Below are 26149 nucleotides of genomic sequence, written 5' to 3'. Positions count from 1 at the left end.
AATTATATCGGGAAGTCCGGGAGGTGAATTCTTTGAAGATCCGCGTGAACATAAACTCTGAGTCCAACCCGTTACATATTCCGAAACCCTCTTGGCTGACGTCGGCCCTCCCGAATCCATTGATTCGAGGAGGCTCTTCCAATAGACAAGATGATCTGATCATCGATAAAAACGGCGCCATCGGTAAGGTGAAAGAAAAGTCTCGCCAGAACAATCGACTGGACGCCATTCTAGAAGAATTAAACGATATGATCGGACTGCAACGAGTCAAAGATCTAATTTATGAAATACGCGCTTATGTAGATGTTCGTAACCTGAGAGAAAAAGAAACCCTTGTCAATGATCCCATGGCTCTCCACATGATTTACAAAGGAAATCCGGGAACTGGAAAAACAACAGTAGCTCGTATCGTCGGAAAACTGTTTAAGGAATTAAATATTCTCCCCAAGGGCCACCTCGTCGAAGTGGAGCGAGCTGACCTCGTGGGGGAATATATTGGACATACGGCGATCAAAGCTCGGGAGCAAGTCAAAAAGGCTTTAGGCGGAGTGCTTTTTATAGATGAGGCTTATTCGCTGGCCCGAGGCGGGGAAAAAGACTTCGGCAAAGAGGCTGTGGACAGTTTAATCAAAGCGATGGAGGATCACAGGGACAATTTGATTCTGATCCTTTCCGGATATAAAGATGAAATGGATTATTTCCTCCGCAGCAATCCCGGTATTCGCTCTCGTTTTCCCATCCAACTGGAATTTCCTGATTACACAACAGCTGAGCTTTTGGCCATTGCCGAAGTGATGATTTCGAGTCGCCAGTACATCCTATCGAGTGAGGCAAAGCTGGCCTTGCGTAACTTTTTGCTGGACCAGGAGAAGGTGGGCCACCAGCACCGGGGCAATGCCCGCATGGTACGAAACATTGTTGAGAAAGCTATCCGCCGGCAAGCTGTCCGCATCATCAATGTACACGAAAAGCAGAAAATCTCTCGTGATGCCTTGATGATTCTCGAAGCGCAAGACGTCATGGAAGGTTGCCAACAAGTCGTTGATGTTCGCGCCTAGGCAAATTCCGGGCCTTATGGTAACATTATAGGTATGAGTAATAATAAAATTCGTGGAAATGTGGAAGGGGTTTCGCGCAGTCGTTTGGAGCGACTGGAAGCCCTGTTACAAGTGCAGATGGATGCTACTTTGCTCCTTGACCCGGAAATCGGGAAGGAGCTTGTTTCGTTTACGTCCGAAACGGGCCGGGAGGTGGCCCTCTTTGTCGACCGGAGGGGCCGTCTCATCGATGTAGCTGTCGGCGATGCATCGACAGTTGGGTTAAGCGATCACGACCTCAGACGGGGCAGCCATCGCTTAGCTGGCGCTCGGTGTATTCACACCCATCCGGGAAACAGCGACCAGTTGAGTTCTGTCGATTTGTCTGCTCTTCGCCAACTTCGTCTGGATTGCATGGCTGTGATTGCCGCCGCAGAACCTCACCGAGGTTCTCTTGCTTATCTAGCTCCTAATGATTTGGGCGAGCCTACTGTTGAAGTGGCCGGCCCGATGAACTATGAACGGCTCTGCTCCTTTGCTTGGAAAGAGCCCGTTGATTTTTTTGAAAAAAGTCGCACCGCATCGCCCGCATGGACAAACAAGGAAGAGCCTGAAAAAGCTTTTCTCATCGGTTTGACTGTCTCCGGCGAAGAAGAGCCTTTAGCTGAACTAGCTCAGTTGGCAGAAACAGCGGGCGCCCTCGTCGTCGGCGCCATAACCCAACGGTTGGACAAGCCCGATCCGGCCACCTATCTCGGTTCTGGGAAAGTTCGAGAATTATCCTTAGCCGTTCAAGTCACCCATGCCGATCTGCTGATCGTCGATGATGAGGTCTCGCCGGCGCAACAGCGCCGTTTAGAAAATCTCACCGGGGCCCCTGTGGTTGACCGAACTGCCTTAATTTTAGATATCTTTGCGAGTCGCGCCCGGACTCGCGAAGGCCAGCTACAGGTGGAACTCGCCCAATTGCAATACCTGCTGCCACGGCTCATGGGCCAAGGAATTGCCTTGTCCCGCCTCGGTGGAGGCATCGGCACTCGTGGGCCCGGGGAAACAAAGCTGGAAACTGATCGCCGCCACTTACGACGGCGCATTTCGGAAATCGAAGCGGAACTTTCCCAAGTACGCAAACACCGGGAGCGCCTCCGCCAGTCGCGGCAGCGCTTTGATATGCCACTCTTGTCGATGGTGGGATATACGAATGCCGGTAAATCCACGTTGAGCAGCCGTCTCGTCGATATGTACGGTCCTCAAGGCGGCCCCAGCCCTGGTGGTGAGGACAAGCTTTTTGCGACCCTAGATCCGACGACGCGGCGGATCCGGATGCCTGGACAATTTGATTTTTTACTCTCTGACACGGTCGGCTTTATCCGAAAACTTCCCCATGGGCTAGTACGGGCTTTCCGGGCCACCTTAGAAGAAATCGTCGCCGCTGACTTGCTCCTGCATGTGGTCGATGCAGCGCATTCCGATGGCGTAGAACAGATGAATACGGTCGAAAAAGTGCTCGCCGAAATCGGCGCTGAGGATAAACCCGTCATAACAGTCTTAAATAAAATCGATAAATTGCAAAGTGACACCATCGATCCCTTGCTGGTTCCGAAGGGGCCTTGGGTTGCCGTTTCAGCCCACACAGGAGAGGGTCTGGAAAAGCTTCTGACGATGGTGACCTCACTTCTCCCCAGACAACTCGTCACTGTAGATGCATTAATCCCCTATGAACAGGGAAAAATGATAGATCAAGCCCACCGTCTTGGAAAAGTGCATTGCGTAAAATATCAGACCGATGGGATTTTGATTGGTGCTGAGATACCACAGGCGCTGGCTGGGGTTTGGCAGAAAGAAGGATGGACATTCACTGATGGAGGAAATAGGGAATAAGATGAGCGATGGAATGACCATAGATCAGGATGGATTAATCGAATACTTACAGCAAAAAGGCCGTCTAGCACCAGGGATCGCCCGGTTGGCATACCAGGCGATCTCCGATGCCGCTCCGATCATCCGACAACTGTCCAACCGGCGCGATCGCCATCAAATGCGCATTCTGGAGGCCTTTCATGAAGAAAGGGTTTCCGATTATCATCTAGGAATTACGACAGGGTATGGCTACGGTGACTCAGCTCGAGAGACTCTCGATGCCATCGCAGGGCGAATTCTCTTTGCGGAAAGCGCACTCCTTCGGGAACAGTTCGTATCGGGTACTCATGCGATTGCTACAGCCCTCTTTGGGATTTTACGTCCCGGTGATGAGATGCTCTCGGCCACTGGAACACCCTATGACACCCTATGGGAAGTGATCGGACTAGGCGATAGACCGTCGGCTGGCAGTTTACGTGAGTTTGGTGTCGCTTATCGTCAAGTTGAATTGACAGAATCAGGTGAACTAAATCCTGAAGCCATCTTAGAAAATTTGCGACCCAATACGAGGCTGGTATCGTTCCAACGTTCCCGTGGTTACAGTCTCCGCCCCTCCCTTTCAGCTCAGGCGCTCGGACAAGTCTGTCAAGCGATACATAAGCTTCGTCCCGATGTGGTTTGCTTTGTCGACAACTGTTACGGTGAACTGGTGGAAGATGAGGAACCGACAGCCCTTGGTGCCGATCTGATGGCTGGTTCGTTGATCAAGAACTTAGGCGGCGGACTCGCTCCGACGGGCGGTTATATCGCCGGTCGGGACGATTTAGTACAACTGGCAGCTACGCGCTTAACGGCACCTGGCATTGGCGCACACGTAGGAAGCAGCCCCGGGGGCCGAAGGCTCTATTTCCAAGGGTTATTCTTAGCCCCACAGGTCGTCTTCGAGGCCCTCTCTGGCGCTGTTTTCGCCGCCAGGCTCTTCGAGCTACTTGGCTTTGAAGTAACGCCTTCTTTTGATAGTCCGCGCAGCGATATCATACAAGCCATCACACTCGATAACGCCGAACGCGTCGTCGCTTTTTGTCAAGGCCTACAAAAAGCTTGCCCTGTCGACGGTCATGTCGTTCCCCAACCGGCACCGATGCCCGGTTATGCCGACCCGGTCATCATGGCCGGTGGGACCTTTATTCAAGGATCCACCAGTGAATTAAGTGTCGATGCGCCGATCCGTTCGCCCTTCGCTGTCTATTTTCAAGGAGGTTTGTCTCAAACATTTGTCCGCATTGGCGCTTTGTCAGCAGCTCAGACCTTGTTTGAACGCAACTTGTTACCCTGATGTACCCTGACGGTTAAATCCTGAACAACGTAGTAGGGGAGAAGACGAAAATGTACGATTACTGGTTAATCGGTGCCATTGTCGTCATGTTCATCGGTGTCTTAGGAACGTTTTTACCGGTAATTCCAGGTATCCCTTTGATCTTTATCGCCATGATCGGCTATGGTTTTGCGGAAGGATTTCATTTGATGACGCCTCTCTTTTTGGGCATCAACCTTGTCGTGGTGATTTTGGCGACGGTACTGGATTACTTAGGTACGGCTTGGGGTGCCCGGCGTTTTGGTGCTTCTTCTTCAGGCACCTGGGGTGCGGCGGCCGGCGGCGTTCTCGGACTGATAGTACTCGGGCCAATCGGATTGATTGCCGGCCCCTTTATTGGCGCTGTGGCTGGTGAACTATGGAATGGTCGATCATTAGACTCCGCCTTGGAAGCAGGCGTTGGAACCATGTTGGGGTTAGCTGGAGCGTCAGCAGTTCGGTTTGTTTTTGCCCTTTCTATGGTCATTGCGTTCATTTGGCGGGTATGGTGAATATACAATTAAGCAGTGGTTTTTGAAATCGGATAAGGGGGGACCCGACGAATGAAACAGAGAATCGCCGTTATTTGTGGAGGACGTTCCGGGGAGCACGAGGTTTCTCTCGTCTCAGCGAAGTCAATCGCTGCGGCTTTGGATAGTTCTCGTTTTGATGTGCAGGTCATTGGTATCGATCGATCGGGAAGCTGGTGGATGGGTCCTGACGTGATTGAGCATCTACAGTCTGGAAGATCGCCTTATGGCGAGCGGGTTTGTTTTCTTGCCGATCCGGCTCAACCGGGTATTTTTCTGATTACCCATGCGGGCCTTCGCCCCGTACCCATTGACGTCTTTTTTCCCGTGCTGCACGGACCTAATGGTGAAGACGGAACGATCCAAGGGCTATTCGAAACAGCCAATGTTCCCTATGTAGGATGCGGCGTGTTGGCATCGGCTTGTGGTATGGATAAAGCGGTCATGAAGGCCCTGTTCGCCCAAGCGGATCTGCCTCAAGTCCCCTATAGTGTAGTTCTGCGCAGCCAGTGGGAAACAAACCGGGAACCAGTGATAGAAGAGGTAGAAACGAAGTTAGGTTACCCGGTGTTTGTCAAACCGGCCAATATGGGTTCCAGCGTAGGTATTTCGAAAGCTTCCGATCGGGAGGAACTAATCGATGCCTTTACGGAAGCTTGCCGATACGATCGTAAACTAGTCGTAGAAAAGGGGATCGATCCCCGAGAGATCGAAGTCAGTGTTCTTGGCAATGACGAGGTGACAGCGTCTGTTCCTGGTGAGATCGTTCCCTGCAACGACTTTTATGATTATGACGCCAAATATATCGATGACAATTCTCGCTTGGTCATCCCCGCTGAATTGGACGAAGCGAACACAGATCGTCTTCGGAAAATGGCGGTGCAGGCGTTTAAAGCGATTGATGGTTCTGGCTTATCTCGTGTCGATTTTTTATTTGATAAACAGACCGGTGAGATTTATCTAAATGAAATCAATACACTACCTGGTTTTACCTCTATTAGTATGTATCCAAAGCTTTGGGCAGTAACAGGTATATCCTATTCGGAACTGCTCAGCCGGATTATCGATCTCGGTGTAGCCCGGCATGCCGAGAAGCAGCGCAATGCCACAGAGCGGCTGCCAAAGGGATAAGCGCACATCCATCTATAGACTTATCAAATCGAAAAAGAATTTAATCCAGAGGATTCTTTTTTACTATCATTCAACATAAAAGAGCCTGTTCGGAATGTGCGTGATAACACGTTTCGAACAGGCTCTTAACTTTTTTGGGTTAACGTTTAGGGTTTAGTTATGTTGGTTTCTTATGGTTTTATTAAGTTTATCCTCAATTTATAGGAATCGACGAGTTACAAACGCCGGAGTACGGCAATAACTTTGCCGAGGACACGCACTTCTTTAATCAAAATAGGTTCCATGTGAGGATTCTCGGGCTGCAGCCTAAAATAATCTGTTTCCCTGTAAAAACGTTTAACCGTAGCTTCGTCGCCCAGTAGAGCTACAACGATATCGCCATTTTCAGCCGTATTTTGCATTCGAACGACAACCAGGTCACCGTCAAAAATACCGGCTTCAATCATGCTTTCACCGCGAACGCTAAGCATAAAGACTTTATCAGAACGGACAAAATTTTTCGGCAGTGGGAAGGTACCTTCTAGATTTTCCGTAGCCAAGATGGGTCGCCCAGCACTGATACGTCCCAGGATGGGAATATCGATCAAGCCATCGGAAGGATGATCGCTGTCGTCCGGTACCAGCAATTCCATTGCTCTTGGTTTAGAAGGATCTCGACGAATCAGTCCCGCCTTTTCCAGACGATTTAAATGCCCGTGTACCGTAGAACTGGACATCAAACCTACTGCGTCACCGATCTCCCGGACAGAGGGAGGATATCCACACCGACGTATTTCTGATCGTATGAATTCTAATATTCGTTTCTGGCGTTCACTTAGATCGTTCATTAAGTCGGATTCCTCCCGATGGTTCGGCATTTTCCAACACATTATAACATAATATTTTCTCAGGTTGATCGATAAACTAACGTATCTAAAAAGATTTTCGATTGTTCTTCGATTATTTTGGGAACACGGTTTTTGAATGAATTTGGACGACTTGTGCATGATAAAAAGGAAACGAACCTGTGCCAGGAGGTGAATTCTGGTGGTTATGCCGCCAGAAAAAATTTGAAATATCCTACCACAGATGGCAAGCTGCCTCGCGTCGCTTATTTTTGTATGGAATATGGGCTCCATGAAGAATTGCCTATTTACGCTGGCGGCCTCGGCGTATTGGCTGGAGATTATCTGAAAGCGGCCCATGATTCAGGTTTACCGATGGTCGCTATTGGAATCCTCTGGAACCAGGACTATACTCATCAATTTATCGGAGAACAGGGAAGACCTTATGACACCTACCCAAACATTCGGTTCGATTCGGTGAAAGATACGGGGGTCACCGTTCAGGTTCGAGTCCGGGGAGCCGACGTCGTTTGCAAAGTCCATAAAGTGGATAGTTATGGGAACGTACCTCTTTATCTCCTCGACACCAACTTTCCCGGTAGTGAACACGGTTGGATGACCAATCGACTTTACGGCGGCAGCGGTCAAGATCGGGTAGCTGCTGAGATTATTTTAGGTATCGGTGGGATCCGAGCTTTACGTGCCCTTGGGATCGAAGTAGATCTATATCATCTCAATGAAGGCCATGCAACTTTTTGCGGGTTCGAACTGATTCGCGAAAAGATGACCCATTATGGCATGACCTTTCATCAGGCTTGGGAAGATGTTCGCAAAGAACTTATCTTTACGACCCATACACCAGTGGAAGCTGGTAATGAGGTACATGGGCACGATTTGCTTCGTCTAATGGAAGCTTATAACGGTCTTACGTACGAGCAGGTTAAGGACATTGGCGGCGATCCTTTCAACATGACGGTGGCAGCCCTTCGTTTGTCTCATATAGCCAATGGCGTGTCAAAACTGCATGGTCAAACAGCCTGTAAAATGTGGAGTGACGTCCATAACGCGGCATGTATTATATCCGTCACGAACGGCGTCCATAACCGAACTTGGCAAGATCACTCTATCTCCGACGCATTTGAACACAAAGGAGATCTTTGGGAAGCTCATCTGAATAATAAATACAGACTTGTCGATTACATTGAGCGTCATAGAAATGTCCGGCTAAATCCGGATAATCTCATCGTCGGTTTTGCTCGCAGGGCGGCACCTTATAAACGAAGTGATTTAATCTTCCGTACAGCTGAAGTGATTGAACCTTTGTTACAGGAGAGGAAATTGCAGTTAGTCTTTTCAGGCAAGGCTCATCCAAACGATGGAATCGGCAAAGACATTATTCAGCAACTGGTGAGAATGTCCGAGAAGTACGGAAACAGTGTCGTATTCCTAGAGAACTATAACATGGAAGTCGCCCGCTACATGGTGCGGGGATGTGACGTGTGGCTGAACAATCCGAGAAGGCCATTAGAAGCCAGCGGCACTTCAGGGATGAAAGCCGCCATGAACGGTGTGTTGAACTTAAGCACCGTAGATGGATGGGTGGGTGAAGGTTTACAGCACCAGGTAAGCGGCTGGTTGATCAATCCCGATATCGAAGCACATTTGCAGGAGTGGGAACAGGACGAACGAGATCTTCGGGAACTATATCGCGTTCTATTGAACGAGGTCATTCCGACTTATTATAATAATCGAAATTATTGGATTCAGATGATGCGTGCCAGCATCGATATGGCCCGCTGGCAGTTCTCGTCTCACCGGATGATCCGTGAGTATTTTGATCTCATGTATGAGCTAACTCGCGATGCTCAAGAGATGGATTTGACATCCATGCCCATGCACCACCCCGAAATGGATCGAACAGAATCTCCTTTCCCGTCGCCGTACAATCAATAGAATTGAGCGCTTCAAGTACAGAAAAAACCGGAGGATCTCTTTCCATGGAGAACCTCCGGTTTTTACGCTTTTGATCAAGGCTGCCCTTTTACTTCACTTTCATTGATTGTAATAGGGCATAAGCAGCCTCAGCACGGGTCACCGCTTGCTGTGGTACCAAGGCATTCGCATCAGACTTGATTATGCCTAACCCCCATGCAAGAGCTACATAACCGATAGAACCGTCCGATAGAGATGACGTATCTTCAAAAGGAAGTTGGTAAATGTTTTTGACTTTTGCTGCTGGCTCCAGCTTCAGCATGCGCACCATCAATTTGGCCAGTTGTTCTCGAGTGACGGCGTCGCCCGGCTGAACCTCACCTTGAATCCAGCCAAAGGCTTTAGCGGAGGCGAGGACTTCTTGGTCAGTGATGGTCTTATTGTCTGAGAGGGGGGATTTGATCATCACCATGCCCCGGAGCAAGGAAATCATAGAAACGGATTCATCGGGATGGAAAGCTGAACCGTATTCACGGAAGAGGTTGATCTGACCGAGTTTATGAATCTCCGATTCCAATGGAATTCCTGAAATATCGTTGAATTTGAAATCGTACTTATTCTCATCGACGATATTGCCTTCCCAATCGAGGCTCTGCCCTGTCCGTGCTTCAAGCAACACCGGGTAATTAGCCATGGGAGAAGAGGATAGCGGTTGATAGATGAGTTTTACCGTCTGATTCCCTTTGGAGTCATCGGCTTGGGCGTAGGTTAAGGTAAGGGGGCGTTTGTTAAATAATGTCTCGTTGATACTTGCCGTGGACATGACCTGACTGGAAGAGGGAAATTCTTTTTCTGTCCAATCAAGATTATACTCCGTTACTTCTTTAGAAAGTGTGTTGACGGTTACATTAATCCGGTTATCAGGGAAGGGAATCCCGTTGACCTTTCGTACATAGGAAAAAGTCTGACCTATTGGATTTTGAATGAGTGGTCGGGGCTCTGGTAGGACCTGCTGACTGTCCAGTTGTACCTCTTGAAAGCGTTTCGGTTGAATCTTCTTCAAGAAGGATTCCGCCAGTTGTCGAGCACTCTCTCGGTTCAACTCTCCGCTTTTGGAATCATCCATGGACTTGTCCCAATGATAGTATCCTATTAGCTCACCGGTCAAAGCATTGACCCGGCAGGATAAGTTTTTTCCTTCCGCTCCGTCCCAGAACATGTTCCAGACGTACTGATTATCCCACTCCCGGGAAAGGCTTGCGTTTCTAAGAGTGATATCTTTAGGAATTTGAAGCCATTTTTTAATCGATTCAATCGCTTGATCACGACTGATGAATTTATCAGCTTGACCGATTTCTTTTAATTCTTCCGGTCGCAGTTCTGTTGCCTGGTCCATTCCTTTTGCCGGCACTGCACTTACACTCATCCCCATACCAGCGGCGAAACTGCCATAACCCTTTTGAATCCATCGTTCTTTAGGCATTAGCGGCTGACCGGTAAATGCATCAATTGCACCTTCGGAGGGATTGGTGAGTCGGTATACAAGAAAAGGTTTGCTCTCTGCCTTATCTCTACGGGGAAAATAGTATTGCAACTCCAACATGTTTGCATTGATAAAACTTTCTTTCGCCTTTTCAGGTGAAATGACACCCTTTGCATCAGGTAAGGCGGCAGAGGTCCAGTTAACCTGGTAGTTGACAACTTTCCCGGTTTTGGAGTCTACAGCGACTGAAATTCCGTTACCTGGGAATGGAATTTGGTTCTCTACCCGTTGCCAGTAAAAATTATACTGGCGGTTTCCCTCTTTCGAAACAAAGGGAGATCGATTAGTATCAAGTACCAGCTGTAACTTTTGCCATTTTTCCGAGTTTAGCTTTTGCACCAATTGACTTGCCGTTTCTTTGGCCGCTTCCATCGTCACATCGGGTATGTTTAGCGCTGTATTGGACGGTTCCGACTGCCAATCCCAATGATTCATACTTAAGAGTTCACCAGTAGTGCCGTCAACTTCAGCGGAAAAAGAACCATGGGGAGGTTTTGTTGCATTCCAACTGAGGTTCCAAACTTTTCGACCATTGAATTCGTTAAATCCAGATCGGAAATCATCCAATTCCTGAGGAACTTGAAAGTTGTCTTTTACGATACGAATGGCCTGTTCTAGAGATACTTTTGTTTGTTGGGAAATCAAAGCAGTTTCTTCGGCAAAAGCGTAAGAGGGGAGCGAAGCGGTGAGGAGGCATCCGGATACACAGAGTGAGAGAATGCGTTGGCTACGGCGGTTCATGGAATAATACACTCCTTTTAAGTAATCTAATTTCCTGCCATATAGACGATCAAGTCGGCCATTAAGTTTCCATCTATTTATTTTCGGATCATGTTTGTTGCAGTTCAGATTGTTCGTAAGAGGATTTTCTCAAATATACCTATTAATGTTCCTGGAAAAAGCTAAATGAAAGGACGTTTTTGGCCAAATTGAAGAAACAGGGTGTGAACGAATTGATTAGTTGACATAACGCCGAGACATTGAATATTCACTAAGATCGAGTTGTTCGGTCATGGTGGTAGCAATCTACGGTACAATTAAAACTCGGAAAGTTCCTAGAACGTGTATCAGTGATAATAATTTCAGAAAGCTAAATCTATTGTCCTGGTTATAAGATTAAAGGAGTTTTGCTTTGTGCGAAATTAACTTTTGCGCTCTTCTAGTGAATTGCTCCAAGCAAGTATAGTTTGATGGGTAAAGATATGACTTAACGTTCCAGTCGCCGAATATGCTCATTGGAATCTGACGAAAAAAGCCAGTTAACAGCTAAATATAGTGAGTTTGGTCTAGATACCAAAATTTCAAATCTCTTACTTCGCATAATAGATATTATGTAAACTTACGTGAGCTTACAGCAGGGATACACTGCCAAATCGCCGGGGTTTTTACCCAGGCTTCCAATTAGCCAAAAATAGTTATAAAATCACGATAACCATCCGCTTTATTTCTCCGTATAATAAGACAAAGTCAGTGATCCGGATTTTATATCTGGATCACTGACTTTGATTTAATCACTGACTTTGATTTAAGCCATTTTCATGATAGCCTGTGGCCCAATGGGCCATGAACGTTATATTTTAAGACATTGTTTTAGTCGTTTAGAACAGCTAAGGCCTAACCTACAGTCTGCAAATCGATTGAACGCCTCCACGTGTTTCGGATATGCCACTTTGATTGAGTGTGTCTGAATTGTTTCATTGATTCATGGATTCGCGGGAGCATCGCCATCTAAAGAAGCTTTCTTCATTTTGATCATAACCTTAAAGAGGTCTCCGTCGACGGTCACTTTTAAAACACCGCCGCAAGCGGCTATATTGCTTTGTGCAATGGCAAGCCCGAGCCCGCTTCCCTCGGTGGTTCTCGCCTGGTCTCCCCGAACGAAGCGCTCCAGAATTTCATCTTCATGGAAATTCATCTCGTAGTTGGCGATGTTTTTAAATTCTACATAGACATAGGTTTCATCTGCCGATACGGTAAGATAAACCCTCGTCTTGGTCAATGCGTATTTCAATACATTCTGAATTAAATTCTCCAGCACCCGGGAAAGCCGTTTTCCGTCGGCCATAACAAGGGCCTGCCCCTCTTGGGCATTCACTTTGAATTCTAGCTCCGACCCTTCAATTTGTTCTTCCAGCTCGGCCAAGGACTGATTGACCAAAACAGCCATGTCGATGCGTTCCATTTCCATGGTAATGTTGCCGCTTTGTACCCGGGAGATTTCGAACAAATCTTGGGTCATCTGTTTTAATCTTTCACTCTTTTTCTTGATGACAGCCACATATTCATTAGCCGACTCTGGAATTAGATTTTCCTTAGAAAGTAAATCGGCATAGTTAATAATCGAAGTTAAAGGGGTCTTCAAGTCGTGGGATACGTTGGTTACCAATTCGGACTTCATTCTTTCCGCTTTAATCTCTTTGGCCAAGGCACGCTTCAGTCCATCAGCCAAGGTATTTACGTCTCTTGCCAACGCAGCAAACAGGCTGTTTTCGTTGATTACGATCTCATGATCCAGTTGTCCCTTTTTAATGATTTTCACCCCGTCCATGATCACTTGTAAAGGTTTTACTACATATATGGTGTAATACACGGCAAAAGTCGTTAACGCGCCAAGAACTAGGAAAAAGAAGAACGCCAGCCGTGAACCGGCGGTAACCATCAAAGCGGACAAAACGAATACGGAAGCCACCAGCAGCACAATGGCTGCGGCTATTTTCATAAAGAGCGGACCTGAATTTAGAATGGTTCTGATCATGGTCCAGATTTTTGAGACCGCCTGATAGGTCAAGCTCTCCTTGAGCAAACTCCTATTTTTCAAGCGCCGAACCAAAGATAACAGCAACCATAAGCCTAGACTGCAACTTATCATATTAAACAGCGTAGCGGACAGGAAATCAGGCCGTAGAAAGTCCGAGATGAACAGCGGCGCATCCAAAAAGTTGCTTTGTATCAGTTGGACCATTAAAATCGCCCATGAGAACACCACAGTAAGGATACCGAAAAGAGCGATATCTGTGTACAGCCGGTCAATGAGTTGAAACTGTATTGTTTGTCCATCGTTCCCTCTTCCTGTTCCCCAGATCAGGTAAAGGAGACCAATGCAGATCAACAAGACGGCTCCCGCGATGACCCTCATGCCGTAGTGCAAATGCTCATACTGTCGATCCCATTCTTCCTGCTTTTGCGCTAAATACTCATCGTTAACTGCCAAGTAAATGGTGTTATTCGATGCGTAATCAAAAGCTGAATCGTAAAATCCCGTGTTGTCTTTGTTTGTCGGGTAGATTTTTGAGACGCTTTTGTCCACTACATAGTAGGCTTGGAATCCGGTAAAATAGTTTCGGTCCCTTTGCTCCGTATTGCTATAAGTAACAACACCATTGGTTGCATAGTAATAGAAGCCCGGTTGATTGCTCACTCTCTGTAACAGGGAACGATACTCCCGGAACTCGCTGTCAACCATTTCTTGACGAAGGTCGGCCAGTTTTCCGGCCATTTCCTGTTCAAATTTATTTTTGATCACCTGAGATTTCTGCAGCTTGCTTTCCACCGTTGAAGCGCTTGGTTTATCGTCGTTCGGTTGATCAGCGAGTTCCATCCGGCGATCCAGATCAGCACACCAATCGTCAAAGATTCGCTGCTTTCGAATTTCGAAATCTGTTTTATCGATACTATTGCCAGCTTTAATATTTTCTTCATTTCCATACTTAAGCAAATGATTAAGATCTTCAAGAAAACTCTGCTGGTGACTCGATAATTCGCTTGATTTGACATAGTCCCGCTCCGATAAAACTTCCAGGTTGTGCACGTTTTTCATTTGGTTCGCGAAAATGGTTGCAGCAATGCCAAAACTGACCACCACTAGCAAAAAAGCAAATACTGTTACAATGGGTGACCGCTTAATTTTTTTCAATTCGGTATCCAACACCCCACACCACCTTCAAATATTTCGGTTCTTTTGGATTTATTTCGATCTTCTCTCGAATTCTACGGACATGGACGGCGATGGTGTTGTCATTGACAAAGCCCTCTCCATTCCACACCCGGCGGTAAATCTCTTCCGCTGAAAAAACCCGGTTGGGATGCTTGCATAAAAGCTCCAATATGCCATATTCCAATGGCGTTAGCTTGACAAATTCTCCGTCTACAGCCACACTTTTGCATTCGGGATCCACTTGTAATCCGCTGATGATGATTTTGGAAGCAGTGTGGCTCTGGTCCATATTCCCTAGGCTCGTGTATCGCCGTAATTGAGACTTGACTCTTGCCAATAACTCCAAGGGATTGAAGGGTTTAGTGACATAATCGTCCGCCCCCACGGTGAGGCCGTGTATTTTATCCATATCCTCCGATTTAGCCGACACGATAATGATCGGAATGTTTTTCTCTTCCCGAATTTTCAATGTCGCTTTGATGCCATCCAACTTTGGCATCATAATGTCCATGAGCAACAGATGAACCGGCTTTGTATTGATGATCTCCAGAGCTTGCAAGCCGTCGTATGCCTTTAAAACTTCATAGCCCTCGTGACGGAGGTAGATGGACAAACTTTCCACAATATCTTGATCATCATCTACCACCAAAACGCTGTAGGATTGGATAACCGTCACCACCTTAAAAAAATTTCGTCGTCACTTTTCTGTTCTTGTTTTCTCTGATTTACGCTCTGTGCTACCGTTCTCCCTGTTATAAATTATAAAAGGTGATTATGAAGAAAGATCACATATATTTCTTAAGGCTTTCTGACATTTCTTGTTGTCCAACCAAACCACTTCAAAGCGAAAACGGCGCTATCCCTTATCCGGTTAGGGTTAGCGCCGTTTTTTGTTCAACAAAAAAATGGCGTGCCGATTGTGCAACTGACACGCCATTTAACCATTTGGGTTTTTCCGATTAACCGTTCAGCATGTCGTAGACCTGAGCTACGTCCTTGTCGCCCCGCCCCGAGAGGTTGACGATGATGATCTTGTCCGGGGAAAGCTGAGGGGCCAATTTTAGTGCGTAGGCGACCGCATGCGCGCTTTCTAATGCCGGGGTAATCCCTTCAGTCTTGGAGAGCGTTAGAAAAGCGTCGAAGGCCTCCTGGCGCGTCACCGCGACGTACTCCGCACGTCCACTCGCTTGCAAGTGGCTGTGTTCCGGTCCAACGCCGGGGTAATCTAATCCCGCAGCGATGGAATAGGTCGGCTGGGGGTTGCCCTGTTCATCGAGCAAGACCAGGCACTTAAAGCCATGAATCGTGCCGGGGATCCCTTCGGTTAGTGTCGCCGCCTCTTTCGGTTCTACGCCGATCAGCCGAACGGATGCATCTTCTATGTAGTGTGCGAAGGCTCCGATGGCGTTGCTGCCGCCGCCTACACAGGCGAGTATCGCATCAGGAAGCCGTCCTTCTTTGTCGAGGATTTGCCGCTTTGATTCTTCACTGACCACACTTTGAAAAAACTTGACCATCTCCGGAAAGGGATGGGGGCCGACAGCGGAACCGAGCAAGTAAAAGGTGTCTTGATAATTTTGCACAAAATCAGTGAGCGCTTCGTCCACAGCTTCTTTCAATCGGCCTTGGCCTTTGCCCACAGCGACGACTTTTGCGCCGAGAAGCTCCATTCGAAAGACGTTTAACGCTTGCCGGGCCACATCGGTTTTTCCCATGTAGATGACGCATTCCATATTGAACATGGCACAGGCGGTCGCGGTGGCCACGCCGTGTTGGCCTGCGCCTGTTTCGGCGATGACCCGTTTTGCGCCCATCCGCTTGGCTAATAAGATTTGCCCGATGGCGTTGTTGATTTTGTGGGAACCTGTGTGGTTTAGATCCTCACGCTTTAAATAGATTTTCGCCCCCTGGCATTTAGCAGTCAGATTTTGGGCGAAGGTCAATGGGTTATCGCGTCCCACATATTCCCGCAAGTAATGGCGGTACTCCTTCATGAATTCCGCATCCGTTTTCGCCGTCTGAAAGGCGTCGTCTAAGCGATCCAATACCGCTTGCAATGGGCCGGGCACAAAACTCCCGCCAAATTCTCCGTAAAACCCTTTTTGACTCATCCTTGGCTCTTCCTTTCTCCACTCAGCTCAAAATTTCCCGCATCTGATGTGCGGGTTTTTCTTCGTCAATGTTCGGGAAAATTCCTTTATTAATAATAATAATTATGCAAAGTAAATGAAAGCGAAAAACCCGACACACCCCTTGTCCCATAAGGGTATCGGGATTTACTACTTTGTTCCTGGGGCCAAAATGCCGGTTATGTGACCTAACCCTGTTTCTCGACCTCCTACCGTACTTTTAATGACCTTACCGACGGAAATATCTCCTTCCTAGGCGCCCGAATCAAAGCCTCGCCCTACCACTGGAAATAACAGACTACAAATCAACAAAGTTCTTGTGTTTGCTTAACTTATCCGAAACAAGATATATCAATTAGCCGAAAAGGGATTTATTCGATATGGTGATTTGTTAACCCGGAACCACAGTTTCGCCGTTCGGCCTATATCTGGTCTCGAAAAATAGTAAGGCACGGGATGTTTTCCTTGTTGCAGCTCCCGTTATGGAACAAGGTGCGACTTGATATATCGAGGGCATTGTGCAAATGAGCACAACGGTACGGTGCCGTGAACAATGTATGAGAGCACATATTTGTCTTTTTCTTCATAGTCAATAAATCATAGTAATAAGTTTAAATAAATTCCCATGTATTAAAAGGAAAAGCTTGTATTTTAGCGAATTTATCACTGGCAAACTCAAGAGAATTTTAAACAAGGTAACATTCGAGATCATTGGCAAAGTGAGTCCTAAGGAGACTGCTTGTGACGCAGTGAAGCGGAAAAGTCGAGTTTTTTTGTGTCGGTGAGTACAGTTTAATTGGAGGGTTGACGTTGGTTAGACGTTGGGTTACTCATAGCCTATCTGGACGTGTTGGTATTGTCGCTTTGGTATCAGTCGTCATCTTTGGTTCGGCCTTGGTGAGTATCTTGCTGATGATCGCTTACAAAGAAGGATTAAAAGAAGCAACCGAAAAAGCGTTGATCGAAGGGAGGTACCAAGCCGAAAAAATCCGGTTAGAATTTATGTCTTCCCGTGCAATCGCATCGACACTCGCCGATTCAATGATGGTCTCTAGGGAGCAAAAAATACCCCGTGATGTGGCATCATCAATACTTATCCAAACCATGAAGTCTCACTCGCAATTGACTGGAGTCGGAGCAATATTCGAACCGAATGCCTTTGATGAACGTGACCTTGATTTTGCAGGTACAGGTGGGTACCATGATCAAACCGGTCGTTTTATTCCTTATGCAACTCAAACCAATAACGGTATTGAACTTGTTCCGTCAGTAGGGTACGAAAGTGAATCCTTTTACCTGGAACCTCAAAAAACTAAGAAGATATTCATAACAGAACCCTATGTGTACCCGGTCAACGGCAACGATGTCCTAATGATCACCTTGTGCTATCCACTCTTGGATAATGGACAGTTTCGTGGGATGATTGGGTTGGACACAAGCTTATCGAATGTGCAAGAAATCGTAAGTAATGTTCGACCAATGGGAGGATATTCGTCACTGATTACTTCAGGTGGATTATACGCCGCACATGGAAACTCGGTTGACGTGATTGGCAAACATCTTACAGATGTTCCAGAAGGGGTACGCGTATCCGAACGGTTTGGCACAAGAGAAGAATTCGTATTTGAGGATACAGTAGCAGGAATATCTGGTACGGCACTGCGCACTTTTATTCCAATTCAATTGGATGATAGCGAGCGATCTTGGTATTTGGAAGTAACGATTCCAAAATCCCAAGCTTTGATAAATTTCTATGCTGTTTTGCGCTGGTCCTTAATCGTAGGGTCTATATGTCTCGTTGTTATGGCGCTTACCATTGTGGGGATGACTCGTCGTATTGTGAAACCCCTTACGTTGTTGGAAAACGAATTATACGGGCTTGCAGAGTCCGGGGGAGATTTGACTCGAGTATTTGAAATCCGGGGACACGATGAAATTGCTCGAGTGTCTGATGCTTTAAACCGTTTCTTAGCTAGTCTGAGAAATATTGTTTCTGCCATATCCCGTGACGCCAAAGAGGTCACTGCCTGTGGGGAAGAGATTAATAATACCTCCAATCAAGCTGGAGAAGCCGGCATGTCTATGGCAAAGGATATCGGTACGATTGCAGAAGGGGCTCGTCGACAGGCATCACTGGTTGCTCAAATACTATCCATCGGAGAGCGTGTGGTTCACCTTGTGGATATGAGTACTCAACGGGCTGCCGAAAGCCTTACACAAGCTGTGCGAAGCGCAGGAATCGCTAGAGAAGGATTAAAAAATACTGCCATCACTATCAAAGAAGTATCGGTGGTTAATGATAGTATGTCCAATGTAGGATCTGCAGTTGAATCTTTAGGTCATCACATAGTAGATATCGACAAATTGATGGTTACTGTGGGGTCAATAGCTGCGCAGACTAATTTATTGGCATTAAACGCTGCGATTGAGGCCGCCCATGCAGGTGAGCATGGACGCGGTTTCGCTATTGTAGCCGAAGAAGTACGTAAGCTTGCTGATGAATCGGCAAATGCAGCGAAACAAGTTTCTTCTGTAATCAGACTCATTCTTCAAGAAGCGGATACAGTTTCATCTACGGTGGAAACCAGTCGGAAGCTTTATGCAGCACTCGTTGATTCCATTCATGCCGGAAGCGTCTTACTAACACATATCACTGAGGAGGCGCAACGTCTTGAAGAAAACACGACAACAATAAAGAATGATCTGTACAAAGTGGCGGACGTAACCGCGGAAATCCTGGCAGCAACTCGGGAGATCTCAGTAATCGCCATTGAATTTGCCAATCACGCTGAAAGCGCTGCTGCCGTCGCTGAAGAACATGCTGCTTCAGTAGCAGAAATCAACGATGCATCGGAAAATTTAGTTATTTTAGGTAGGGACCTCCTTGGCGGCGTAAATCATTTTACGTATTAAAAAAACGTATGCGTCATAGTAAGCTCCCATACAATTCTTTTATAATCGACTAAAAAAACAACCTCCAGTTTGCTACCTAGCTGGAGGTTGTTTTTTACGCTTCCGATTGCATCTTTGATCAGTTACAACACCCATGACACTGATGAAATCCGCTGTAGGAAGACTCTTGCTCCTCTTTGGTACCTAGCTCCTGAGTGAGCAGATAAAGCAATATCTTGCCGCTATTCTCCAGATCGGTAAGCGGTGCGCCCTCATCAATTCCGTGGTAGTTTACAGGCGGGCCAAGATTGTCGGTAAACAATGCCCCTGCAGTGATCAATTCAAGACGGCCATGGGCATCGGTTGCTCCACCGATGGCCTGCATTGGGCAGTTATCTCCCATGATAGAACGGTAGGCCATATTTATTTTGAATAAATCAGCATTTCGGATGGAGCGAATGTCTGGACCGAAGATGCTCTCCGTTTTGAACGATATTCTTGCCCCACCTGTCTCAGATTGGTAACGATTGATGAGTTGATCGAAAACGGAATTAAATAGGCTATCCCCATCTATCTGACCTTCACGGCCATCCCACCCCTTGCCATGGTGACCTATAACATAACGAATATCTATTCCCAGAGAGATATCTTCAGACTCATTGTCTGTAAGCTGGGTTAGACCATAAGTAGTACCATTTCCATCACCGAACACAGTATCAAAACGTTTGAGCAGATCGGGATGGTGTTCACCGAATGCACGTGTTCCAAAAGCCCAGCGAATGAACCTACACATCTCACCCCTATGGTTGTTGGCAAGGATATCTCGATCAATCAGAAATGCGAGAAAATTAGTGAGCGATACAACAGGATTGGCACCATTGGACCGATTTTGGTGAGGCGCCGAGCCATGTTGGGCGCCAGCAACTTTGGTCGTAATCACAACTTCGGAGCCACAATAGGTCACATTGATGTCGGCTGGGTGATAATCTGGATCGTCAAAGGGACAAGTTCTATACCAATCATTTATTTTTTTGTAGAATTCATCCAATAACTCGTCTGGTCCCTTGATGCGAGCTTCAGCTGTAACCGGGATCATATTGACAGAACCATCGGGGGTACTCAATTTTTCAATTGTCAGCTTATCCGGAAGCGGTGACAGGACATCTGACGCATTAACAGTAAAGACAGGCCGTTCAATACCCTTTTCAGCTCGTACACTCCAAAAAGCATCGAAGACAATACCTAACGAAGGTTTCTTATTAGGATTGGCGGCAAAATACTTTGGTGTAGACATATCAGTCTCTTCTGAGGTATCAAAAAGCACCTCAAGAGTTACCTTATTAAGGACTTGTGGATCTGCAGCAGCCTTTTTCAGCGCACGCGAAAACGACTCGAATGCCACTACAGCGGGTCCTTTGTCGTCAATAGAGCCCCTTCCGATCAGGAAAGGGGTCGGTACACCTTTGTAGAGACGGGTCTCCTGACGTGGTACGAATGGCTGCCAACCGCTGTTGCCAGGAGGTACTGTATCTAAGTGGCAGATAAGCGACACTTTTCTTTCACCCGTGCCAGCGCGGAAACCAAAGACCCAGTATTTCTTGTCTTCTTCTTGTCCCTTCCATTCGAACGAACTCATCTTCACTTGCGGTGTATTATTATTAAAATCATTCATTTTCTCAATAAAAAAATCTTTAATTTTAACCAGATTCGCTATAACGACCTCTTCGTTACTACCATCGGACATTCGCCATGTCTCCAGCTTGATCAATTCTGATGTATCCCTGACAATAACTTGCTGCCAATTCCCATCATTAGAAGTCATAGAGACTTGTCTAGGATCAGGCATTCCAAACATCCTCCTATGCTTTTATACTCATCGAATGCTTACAAATAGCAGCGACTAATTGATTTTAGTTTTTATTTAAATCCTCTTCCTATATAAGGTACATGCAGCAATTTCGTTGCATTTGGTTTTATATCACACTTTACAACTTGTTCCACTTGCTCTTCCTGATCAGGAATTACGTAAGGTTTACTTAGTTCCAAAATGAACTCATCAATCAGCTTCTCCGTTACATGTCCCATAATGTACATATGACAGTACTTTCTCCTTTTACCATCTACATATAATTCCTCTTCTGACAGGGAATACTTGAATACTATATGATCATCAGGTTTTTTAAATCTGATTGTTAACGATAAAGGACTTCTTTCCACCCAAAGGTCAATTCCTAATTTTTGTTCCAGCTTTTTAAACTCTTGGAATGCATACTCCGCTAACCCTTCCATGTTAACAGCCATCTCAATTAGGCTGTCATAAGAGTTTTTGGAAAGACTGTTCCAAAGAATTATTGGAGAAAAACCATTACGTGAGCCAGCAAAGGTTGTGTCCGGTGAACCGATATATTGAGGATCGTCGGGTGGTTGAAGTTGATATTTGACTTTACTCATAAATATTCCTGTAGGCCATGGAGCCCCAAGCCATTTATGCCCGCTAAAGACAAGGGAATGCAATTCTTTGATACGAAAATCAAATTCTGGAAATGTATAACCATCTGGCAATTTTATCTTATTTTGTTTAATAGCCATCTCGATAAATGGCATATAACCTGCTCCTAAAGCACCATCAACATGAATCCAGAAGCCATTGCGAACGTCGAACTTACTTTTATCATTTGGATCATAGTGAACTTTGCGTTCATAAAGATTACGATTTTTAAAAACCGGTACAAGCTTTTCGACTGCATCTTTCACTCGATCATATGCGCCCTTGAAGGTTGTTCCATAGTTAAAGCTGATTAAAGGAGGATATCCTTTCTCAGCAAAAAAGTCGACAAGCTTTACAAGAGCAGGAATGTGAATGTTTCCATCTTTGTCTGATGGTACTTCTAAAGGCCAGCCACTTATTTCATCTATATATTCGTTAGAAAAATCGTCTGGATAATCGTCCTTTTCCAAGGGACATTTCAGCTTATTATTCACTGCGATTTCATAAAATGTTTGTATATTTAGTACACGCATAAACTTTATTATGGAATAGTGAGTATCTTGAGAATAAAAAGCGACAGGGGTATATTTATTGGGATTACATTCTGGTGCAATCGCCTGATAGTACATGGTACGTGGTTCAATGGATACTTTTCTGCCGCACTTGCTGGCTTCCTTTGCTTTATGTTCTACCTCTGCGTCTGTCATCAAAAACTTCCCCGAGAGATAATCACGGGCATTCCATAATGCATACACATTCCCTTCAGACGCACCCATTGTTAGAACATAGCCCCAATAAGAATCTTTTCTTTCTTCATAAGGCGTATTTTTATTATTATTATGAGGCCACTGGGCATTCCAAAGAGATGCAAAATAATCTAAAACAGCACGCTCTATAAATTTGCTGTTTAGAGTTAAATTGCCAGATTGGAATGGATCGCCAACATTGTTAAGGTGATAATTTAAGTATTGATGAAGTTCTTCGTCAAAATTTAACTTTTGATTTGTCTGATATCCTAAAAAGTGCTGTTTTTGAGCAAGTTCATATTCGTGGAGTTGTTGTAATGCAATCTTTCTCCAGGCTTCAGGGACCCCCTCAGGAGATAGTTTGAAATACTTATAATCAATTCCAGGAACTCGTGGATATACTTTTTCAGGATCATCAGTGGGCGATGTCGAAGTTATTTTATTCATAATACATCCTCCTATAACTCAAATTAACTATCGTATGTTTTTACAGTATTAATAGTAACAAGAAAACTGCACAAAGAGTTTTCATTATCTTCGACTGTACTTCACTATATACTTGTTGGATTTTTTCTTTAATTTCTTTAATATGACATTAATATTTGCGATAGTTTTTCTGATAACTTATGGTTTCAGTAGAACTAAGCTAAATAACTTGCTTCTCAGTAGCGTTAAAAGACACCCTCTCAATACCTTTTAAAGATAGTAGTTAATATTGCCCCCTTTCGTTTTTGTTTTATTTAGTTCCATATTTTGTATGAGTATTATTTCCATTTAATTTTACCTTGTTGGAACTTGAACTACAAGAGGTTAAAGAGTTTCTATTTTTGGAAGTATTTAACTTGAGTTCGGTAGCTTTTATAAGACCTACCCTCCCTACCCCCACTTTAAAAATCCTTTTTGTTCATTACCGTTACAAACCATATCGCACCTACCCATGCTACCTCACGAATTGCTCGTTTCAGCAGATTCTGACCACTTTTTATTGAATCAAAGTAATATGTGGATTATTGTTTCCGAAGGAGAGTAAAAGGCATTTCCCGGTATGAATACCAGTATGGAGTCTTTCCTTTACGGTTTATGGGGTTAACTATCGACTACTATGACTCGGCCTCGACCTTCTGCACTTCAGTCAAGCGGTCCTGGTTCTTCATGACCAGTTCGAAAGCTTTTAACTAGTACTTTTCGCTTTGGCTACCGCGTGCAATGGCTTTTAGGATGTTATACGCTTCGGCAAGGAAGTCTTTCATTGCTAATTTTGCAATAATTATCGTCAATTCACAGTAATCGTCAGTTCACCGTATTCGCGCCGGTTATCGCGCAACAAAAAAGCGACCCCGCTGTGAATGACGGTTCACCGCGTGTCGCCTTTGAGTTCAACCGTTATGTTAATTCCAATATAATTCTTCCGCAGCTTGCAACCCCAGCATCACAAACAGCAGATTTTCCAGTGTGCTCGTCAATATGTTAAGATTCTTCTGCTACTCTTAGGCAATAACTTGTAAAAGCGGAATTAGTCAGTCTCTTTCTCGTGGCAGCGATACACTTCTGTACCCAATCGCCGATTTGTTTTTTCTGTTCATCCTCTTCTAAGTAATGGAATGACTGTTTGATTGTGTTGCCTCTTCGGCAAGTTCACGGAACATTGGGTATCGCCTCCCTCTTTTTTGTTTTATCCGTTGCGCGACGGCTTTTCCACTCAAACCGCCGGATCATTAAGCCCGACTTTCGTCCCTGCTTTACTTCTTGAACGAGCTACCTATCAAGGAAAACGCTTCCGTTTGGCAGTTTCAAGTATTGTTGTTAGTCGTGCTCGTAGTTCATCTCTCTCCGCTGTTACCTCGGCCAGTTTTCCCAATAATCGTTCGACCTCCGCTTCTAACGCTGATAACTTCAGACGGGTTATATTAGAATGCTCCTCAATAAAACGGTGAAGGTCCGTCTCATCCACCTTCCAGCCAGCCGCTCGATGAAGACACTCTCCTTTGATTTTACCCTGTCGAAGCCATCGTCGAAGAATCTCGGGGCTGTTAGTGATACCGGCTTCCGTCAGTATGGCTACGGCTTCTACGACCGTAAGCATATTCATTCCTTCCCCCTTTATTTACTACCAAGTTGTATATGATTATACTACTACGTAGCAAATAATAGGGCAAGGAAAAAGGGATACTCAATACCAATCTTCTCATTGAGCCCCTTTTAATCAGAAACCTATATGCAGCAACATCACTTTTCTTCTTGCTAGGTAAGATGCACCGCCAGAATCATCACTACAAAGAAAAAACCAAAAAAGCCCCTCTGGCGATCTACTTTAGAGGGTTTGTTCTGGCATAAAAATACATTTTTTTAGAAAAAGGGATTTAATTCCTCTCCCAAAACGAATATAATCTAAGTGTCGATTGTAAAATTATGTAAAAGGAGTGTGTTTAGTTGCGAAAACTCATGAGTCTGCTTGTCATGGTCGGATTGTTTTTTCTAGCAGGTTGCTCCCTTTCTCCCAAACCGGAAACTACAGTCTCTAATTTTATTGAAGCGGGGAAAAAGTATGACACCACCAAAATGTCTGCGTTGGTCGCAAACGCTGATGCAAACGGCAAAGCAAAGCTTTCGGAACTCGGTAATGAAAATCAGTACCAAACCTATTTCCTTGATTATTTCAAAGAAAACGCAGGTAAAATTACATACACCATAACGAACGCACAAGTAAAGAACAATAGCGCTACCGTAACGGTTAACTTTAAATTCATCGATGGTTTGCCCCTTCTCAAGGCGACTCTCGGAAACGTTTTTACCAAGGCCTTAGCTGGTGCCTTCTCAGGCGTTAAAATGACCGAGGAAGAAACGAAACAGATGATTGTCACGGCTATAACGAAGCAAAAGGAAACCAACGCGGAATCATTCACCGATCAAACGATAGAAATTAAACTTGCAAAAGTCGATGATCAATGGTTTATCGTAGAACCAAGTGATGAACTCTTGAACGTATTTCTGTCAAACTTCAATTCAATTGGCAAGGAACTCGGTAAGTCTATGACTTCCAATATCACAAAGCAATCATAACGCATTTGGCTTCGGTCACATCATGAAAAAACCCGCACCCCTGTCACTTAAGGGATGCGGGTTTTTTCGTTTCAACTCGGCGCAGCGCTCACTCAACAAGGGGTTAAACCGATAGACTAGAAAGGTTCTGCTCGAATTCTTGACAACTTCTTGATATTTCCTCAATTAGTTTTGGCTTTTCCTAGTTTATCCTAGTTGATGTAACCCATTTATCTCATGGGAATTAGAAAGGAGTTTTTAAAATGAACGTTCGTTCGTTTCTTCCCGCCATTTCTATCCTGATGCTCAGTCCGACGGCGGCTTGGGCCGACGGTCCCCTGAAAGACCCTATCGCTCAGCAGGTTGATGTAAGCGGTAAAATCATCGTTCCCCTGCTCGCTGTCTCCCTTCTGCTGGCTGTCGTCGCCCGTTTCAGTAAGAACGGCACTATCTATGGCCTTCACCGCGGTCTCGGATTAATCGCAGGTTTAGGTGTATTCGGACACGCCATCTATGCGCTCATGCAAATGGGCTTTGATAAACCGGTCGCAAATGCCACAGGTATGATTGCCGCGATGGCTATCGCTGTTGTCGCCTACACCGGCTTCCAAAAATCACAACCTGCGATACATCGTTTAGCAACCCTTGTCGTAGTTGCCGGTTTCATCGCCCACAAAGTAGTTATATCGTAAGGATATCGGACAATAATT

General features: G+C 45.5%; 17 protein-coding genes. 9 read left to right on the top strand and 8 right to left on the bottom strand.

Translation table 11 applies throughout. The features are described from left to right. Nucleotides 1-32 precede the first annotated feature (32 nt). Genes GJ688_RS02970 through GJ688_RS02950 form a run of 5 tightly spaced genes read left to right on the top strand, consistent with a single transcriptional unit; the run spans nucleotide 33 to nucleotide 5912 of the window. A complete protein-coding gene (locus tag GJ688_RS02970) occupies nucleotides 33-1058 on the top strand; it encodes an AAA family ATPase (RefSeq protein WP_407928931.1) in 1026 nt (341 codons plus the stop codon). 33 nt (nucleotides 1059-1091) lie between these two features. Next, nucleotides 1092-2918, top strand: a complete 1827-nt coding sequence (hflX, locus tag GJ688_RS02965) for a GTPase HflX (protein WP_155475053.1) — start codon at nucleotides 1092-1094, stop codon at nucleotides 2916-2918. Further along, nucleotides 2899-4233: a methionine gamma-lyase family protein gene (locus tag GJ688_RS02960; protein ID WP_235910732.1), complete on the top strand. Its 1335-nt coding sequence runs from the start codon at nucleotides 2899-2901 to the stop codon at nucleotides 4231-4233. The genes hflX and GJ688_RS02960 overlap by 20 nt, the downstream gene beginning before the upstream one ends. A gap of 50 nt (nucleotides 4234-4283) precedes the next feature. Beyond that, nucleotides 4284-4763: a DUF456 domain-containing protein gene (locus GJ688_RS02955; protein ID WP_155475052.1), complete on the top strand. Its 480-nt coding sequence runs from the start codon at nucleotides 4284-4286 to the stop codon at nucleotides 4761-4763. Nucleotides 4764-4814: 51 nt separating this feature from the next. Beyond that, a complete protein-coding gene (locus GJ688_RS02950) occupies nucleotides 4815-5912 on the top strand; it encodes a D-alanine--D-alanine ligase (protein ID WP_155475051.1) in 1098 nt (365 codons plus the stop codon). A gap of 215 nt (nucleotides 5913-6127) precedes the next feature. Here the strand turns inward: GJ688_RS02950 and lexA are convergent, their stop codons facing one another. Beyond that, the gene (gene lexA, locus GJ688_RS02945; protein ID WP_155475050.1) at nucleotides 6128-6739 is read right to left on the bottom strand and encodes a transcriptional repressor LexA; all 612 of its coding nucleotides are present in this window, start codon (nucleotides 6737-6739) and stop codon (nucleotides 6128-6130) included. 273 nt (nucleotides 6740-7012) lie between these two features. Between lexA and glgP the strand changes: the two genes are divergently transcribed. Continuing rightward, a complete protein-coding gene (glgP, locus tag GJ688_RS02940) occupies nucleotides 7013-8689 on the top strand; it encodes an alpha-glucan family phosphorylase (protein WP_155475268.1) in 1677 nt (558 codons plus the stop codon). Nucleotides 8690-8777: 88 nt separating this feature from the next. Here glgP and GJ688_RS02935 read toward each other — a convergent pair whose 3' ends face one another. The 4 genes from GJ688_RS02935 to trpB all read right to left on the bottom strand — a co-directional run bounded on the left by GJ688_RS02935 (nucleotide 8778) and on the right by trpB (nucleotide 16256). Continuing rightward, the gene (locus GJ688_RS02935) at nucleotides 8778-10952 is read right to left on the bottom strand and encodes a YcdB/YcdC domain-containing protein (RefSeq protein ID WP_155475049.1); all 2175 of its coding nucleotides are present in this window, start codon (nucleotides 10950-10952) and stop codon (nucleotides 8778-8780) included. Between the two features lie 961 nt (nucleotides 10953-11913). Continuing rightward, the gene (locus tag GJ688_RS02930) at nucleotides 11914-14136 is read right to left on the bottom strand and encodes a sensor histidine kinase (RefSeq protein ID WP_155475048.1); all 2223 of its coding nucleotides are present in this window, start codon (nucleotides 14134-14136) and stop codon (nucleotides 11914-11916) included. Continuing rightward, nucleotides 14111-14824 carry a response regulator transcription factor gene (locus GJ688_RS02925; RefSeq protein ID WP_328597297.1) on the bottom strand — a complete coding sequence of 238 codons (714 nt, stop codon included), beginning with the start codon at nucleotides 14822-14824 and terminating at the stop codon, nucleotides 14111-14113. Before GJ688_RS02925 ends, GJ688_RS02930 begins: the two co-directional genes overlap by 26 nt. Before the next feature lie 280 nt (nucleotides 14825-15104). Continuing rightward, nucleotides 15105-16256 carry a tryptophan synthase subunit beta gene (gene trpB / locus GJ688_RS02920; protein ID WP_155475047.1) on the bottom strand — a complete coding sequence of 384 codons (1152 nt, stop codon included), beginning with the start codon at nucleotides 16254-16256 and terminating at the stop codon, nucleotides 15105-15107. A gap of 828 nt (nucleotides 16257-17084) precedes the next feature. Between trpB and GJ688_RS02915 the strand changes: the two genes are divergently transcribed. Further along, nucleotides 17085-19187 carry a methyl-accepting chemotaxis protein gene (locus GJ688_RS02915; protein WP_155475046.1) on the top strand — a complete coding sequence of 701 codons (2103 nt, stop codon included), beginning with the start codon at nucleotides 17085-17087 and terminating at the stop codon, nucleotides 19185-19187. A gap of 118 nt (nucleotides 19188-19305) precedes the next feature. On the opposite strand, the gene GJ688_RS02910 is transcribed toward GJ688_RS02915, so the two are convergent. The 3 genes from GJ688_RS02910 to GJ688_RS02900 all read right to left on the bottom strand — a co-directional run bounded on the left by GJ688_RS02910 (nucleotide 19306) and on the right by GJ688_RS02900 (nucleotide 24489). After that, complete coding sequence (locus GJ688_RS02910) at nucleotides 19306-21012, bottom strand: M20/M25/M40 family metallo-hydrolase (RefSeq protein WP_170291604.1); 1707 nt, start codon at nucleotides 21010-21012, stop codon at nucleotides 19306-19308. 71 nt (nucleotides 21013-21083) lie between these two features. After that, on the bottom strand, nucleotides 21084-22847 hold the full coding sequence (locus GJ688_RS02905) for a pyridoxal-dependent decarboxylase (protein WP_155475044.1): 1764 nt from the start codon (nucleotides 22845-22847) through the stop codon (nucleotides 21084-21086). 1315 nt (nucleotides 22848-24162) lie between these two features. Continuing rightward, entirely contained in the window at nucleotides 24163-24489 is a 327-nt protein-coding gene (locus tag GJ688_RS02900; protein ID WP_155475043.1) for a hypothetical protein, read from the bottom strand. 341 nt (nucleotides 24490-24830) lie between these two features. On the opposite strand from GJ688_RS02900, the gene GJ688_RS02895 reads away from it, so the two are divergent. Next, nucleotides 24831-25460, top strand: a complete 630-nt coding sequence (locus tag GJ688_RS02895) for a DUF4878 domain-containing protein (protein WP_155475042.1) — start codon at nucleotides 24831-24833, stop codon at nucleotides 25458-25460. Nucleotides 25461-25702: 242 nt separating this feature from the next. Next, entirely contained in the window at nucleotides 25703-26131 is a 429-nt protein-coding gene (locus GJ688_RS02890) for a hypothetical protein (RefSeq protein ID WP_155475041.1), read from the top strand. Nucleotides 26132-26149: the final 18 nt, after the last annotated feature.

The organism is Heliobacterium mobile (assembly GCF_009720735.1).
In the GTDB taxonomy this organism is placed as follows: Bacteria; Bacillota; Desulfitobacteriia; order Heliobacteriales; family Heliobacteriaceae; genus Heliobacterium; species Heliobacterium mobile.
This window is presented reverse-complemented; position numbering and strand designations above follow the sequence as displayed.

Coding starts and splice junctions, on each gene's coding strand:
- GJ688_RS02950 (WP_155475051.1), top strand. CDS start 4,815: ATGAAACAGAGAATCGCCGTTATTTGTGGAGGACGTTCCGGGGAGCAC.
- lexA (WP_155475050.1), bottom strand. CDS start 6,739: ATGAACGATCTAAGTGAACGCCAGAAACGAATATTAGAATTCATACGA.
- GJ688_RS02955 (WP_155475052.1), top strand. CDS start 4,284: ATGTACGATTACTGGTTAATCGGTGCCATTGTCGTCATGTTCATCGGT.
- GJ688_RS02905 (WP_155475044.1), bottom strand. CDS start 22,847: ATGAATAAAATAACTTCGACATCGCCCACTGATGATCCTGAAAAAGTA.
- hflX (WP_155475053.1), top strand. CDS start 1,092: ATGAGTAATAATAAAATTCGTGGAAATGTGGAAGGGGTTTCGCGCAGT.
- glgP (WP_155475268.1), top strand. CDS start 7,013: ATGGAATATGGGCTCCATGAAGAATTGCCTATTTACGCTGGCGGCCTC.
- GJ688_RS02960 (WP_235910732.1), top strand. CDS start 2,899: ATGGAGGAAATAGGGAATAAGATGAGCGATGGAATGACCATAGATCAG.
- trpB (WP_155475047.1), bottom strand. CDS start 16,256: ATGAGTCAAAAAGGGTTTTACGGAGAATTTGGCGGGAGTTTTGTGCCC.
- GJ688_RS02910 (WP_170291604.1), bottom strand. CDS start 21,012: ATGCCTGATCCTAGACAAGTCTCTATGACTTCTAATGATGGGAATTGG.
- GJ688_RS02900 (WP_155475043.1), bottom strand. CDS start 24,489: ATGAATATGCTTACGGTCGTAGAAGCCGTAGCCATACTGACGGAAGCC.
- GJ688_RS02890 (WP_155475041.1), top strand. CDS start 25,703: ATGAACGTTCGTTCGTTTCTTCCCGCCATTTCTATCCTGATGCTCAGT.
- GJ688_RS02935 (WP_155475049.1), bottom strand. CDS start 10,952: ATGAACCGCCGTAGCCAACGCATTCTCTCACTCTGTGTATCCGGATGC.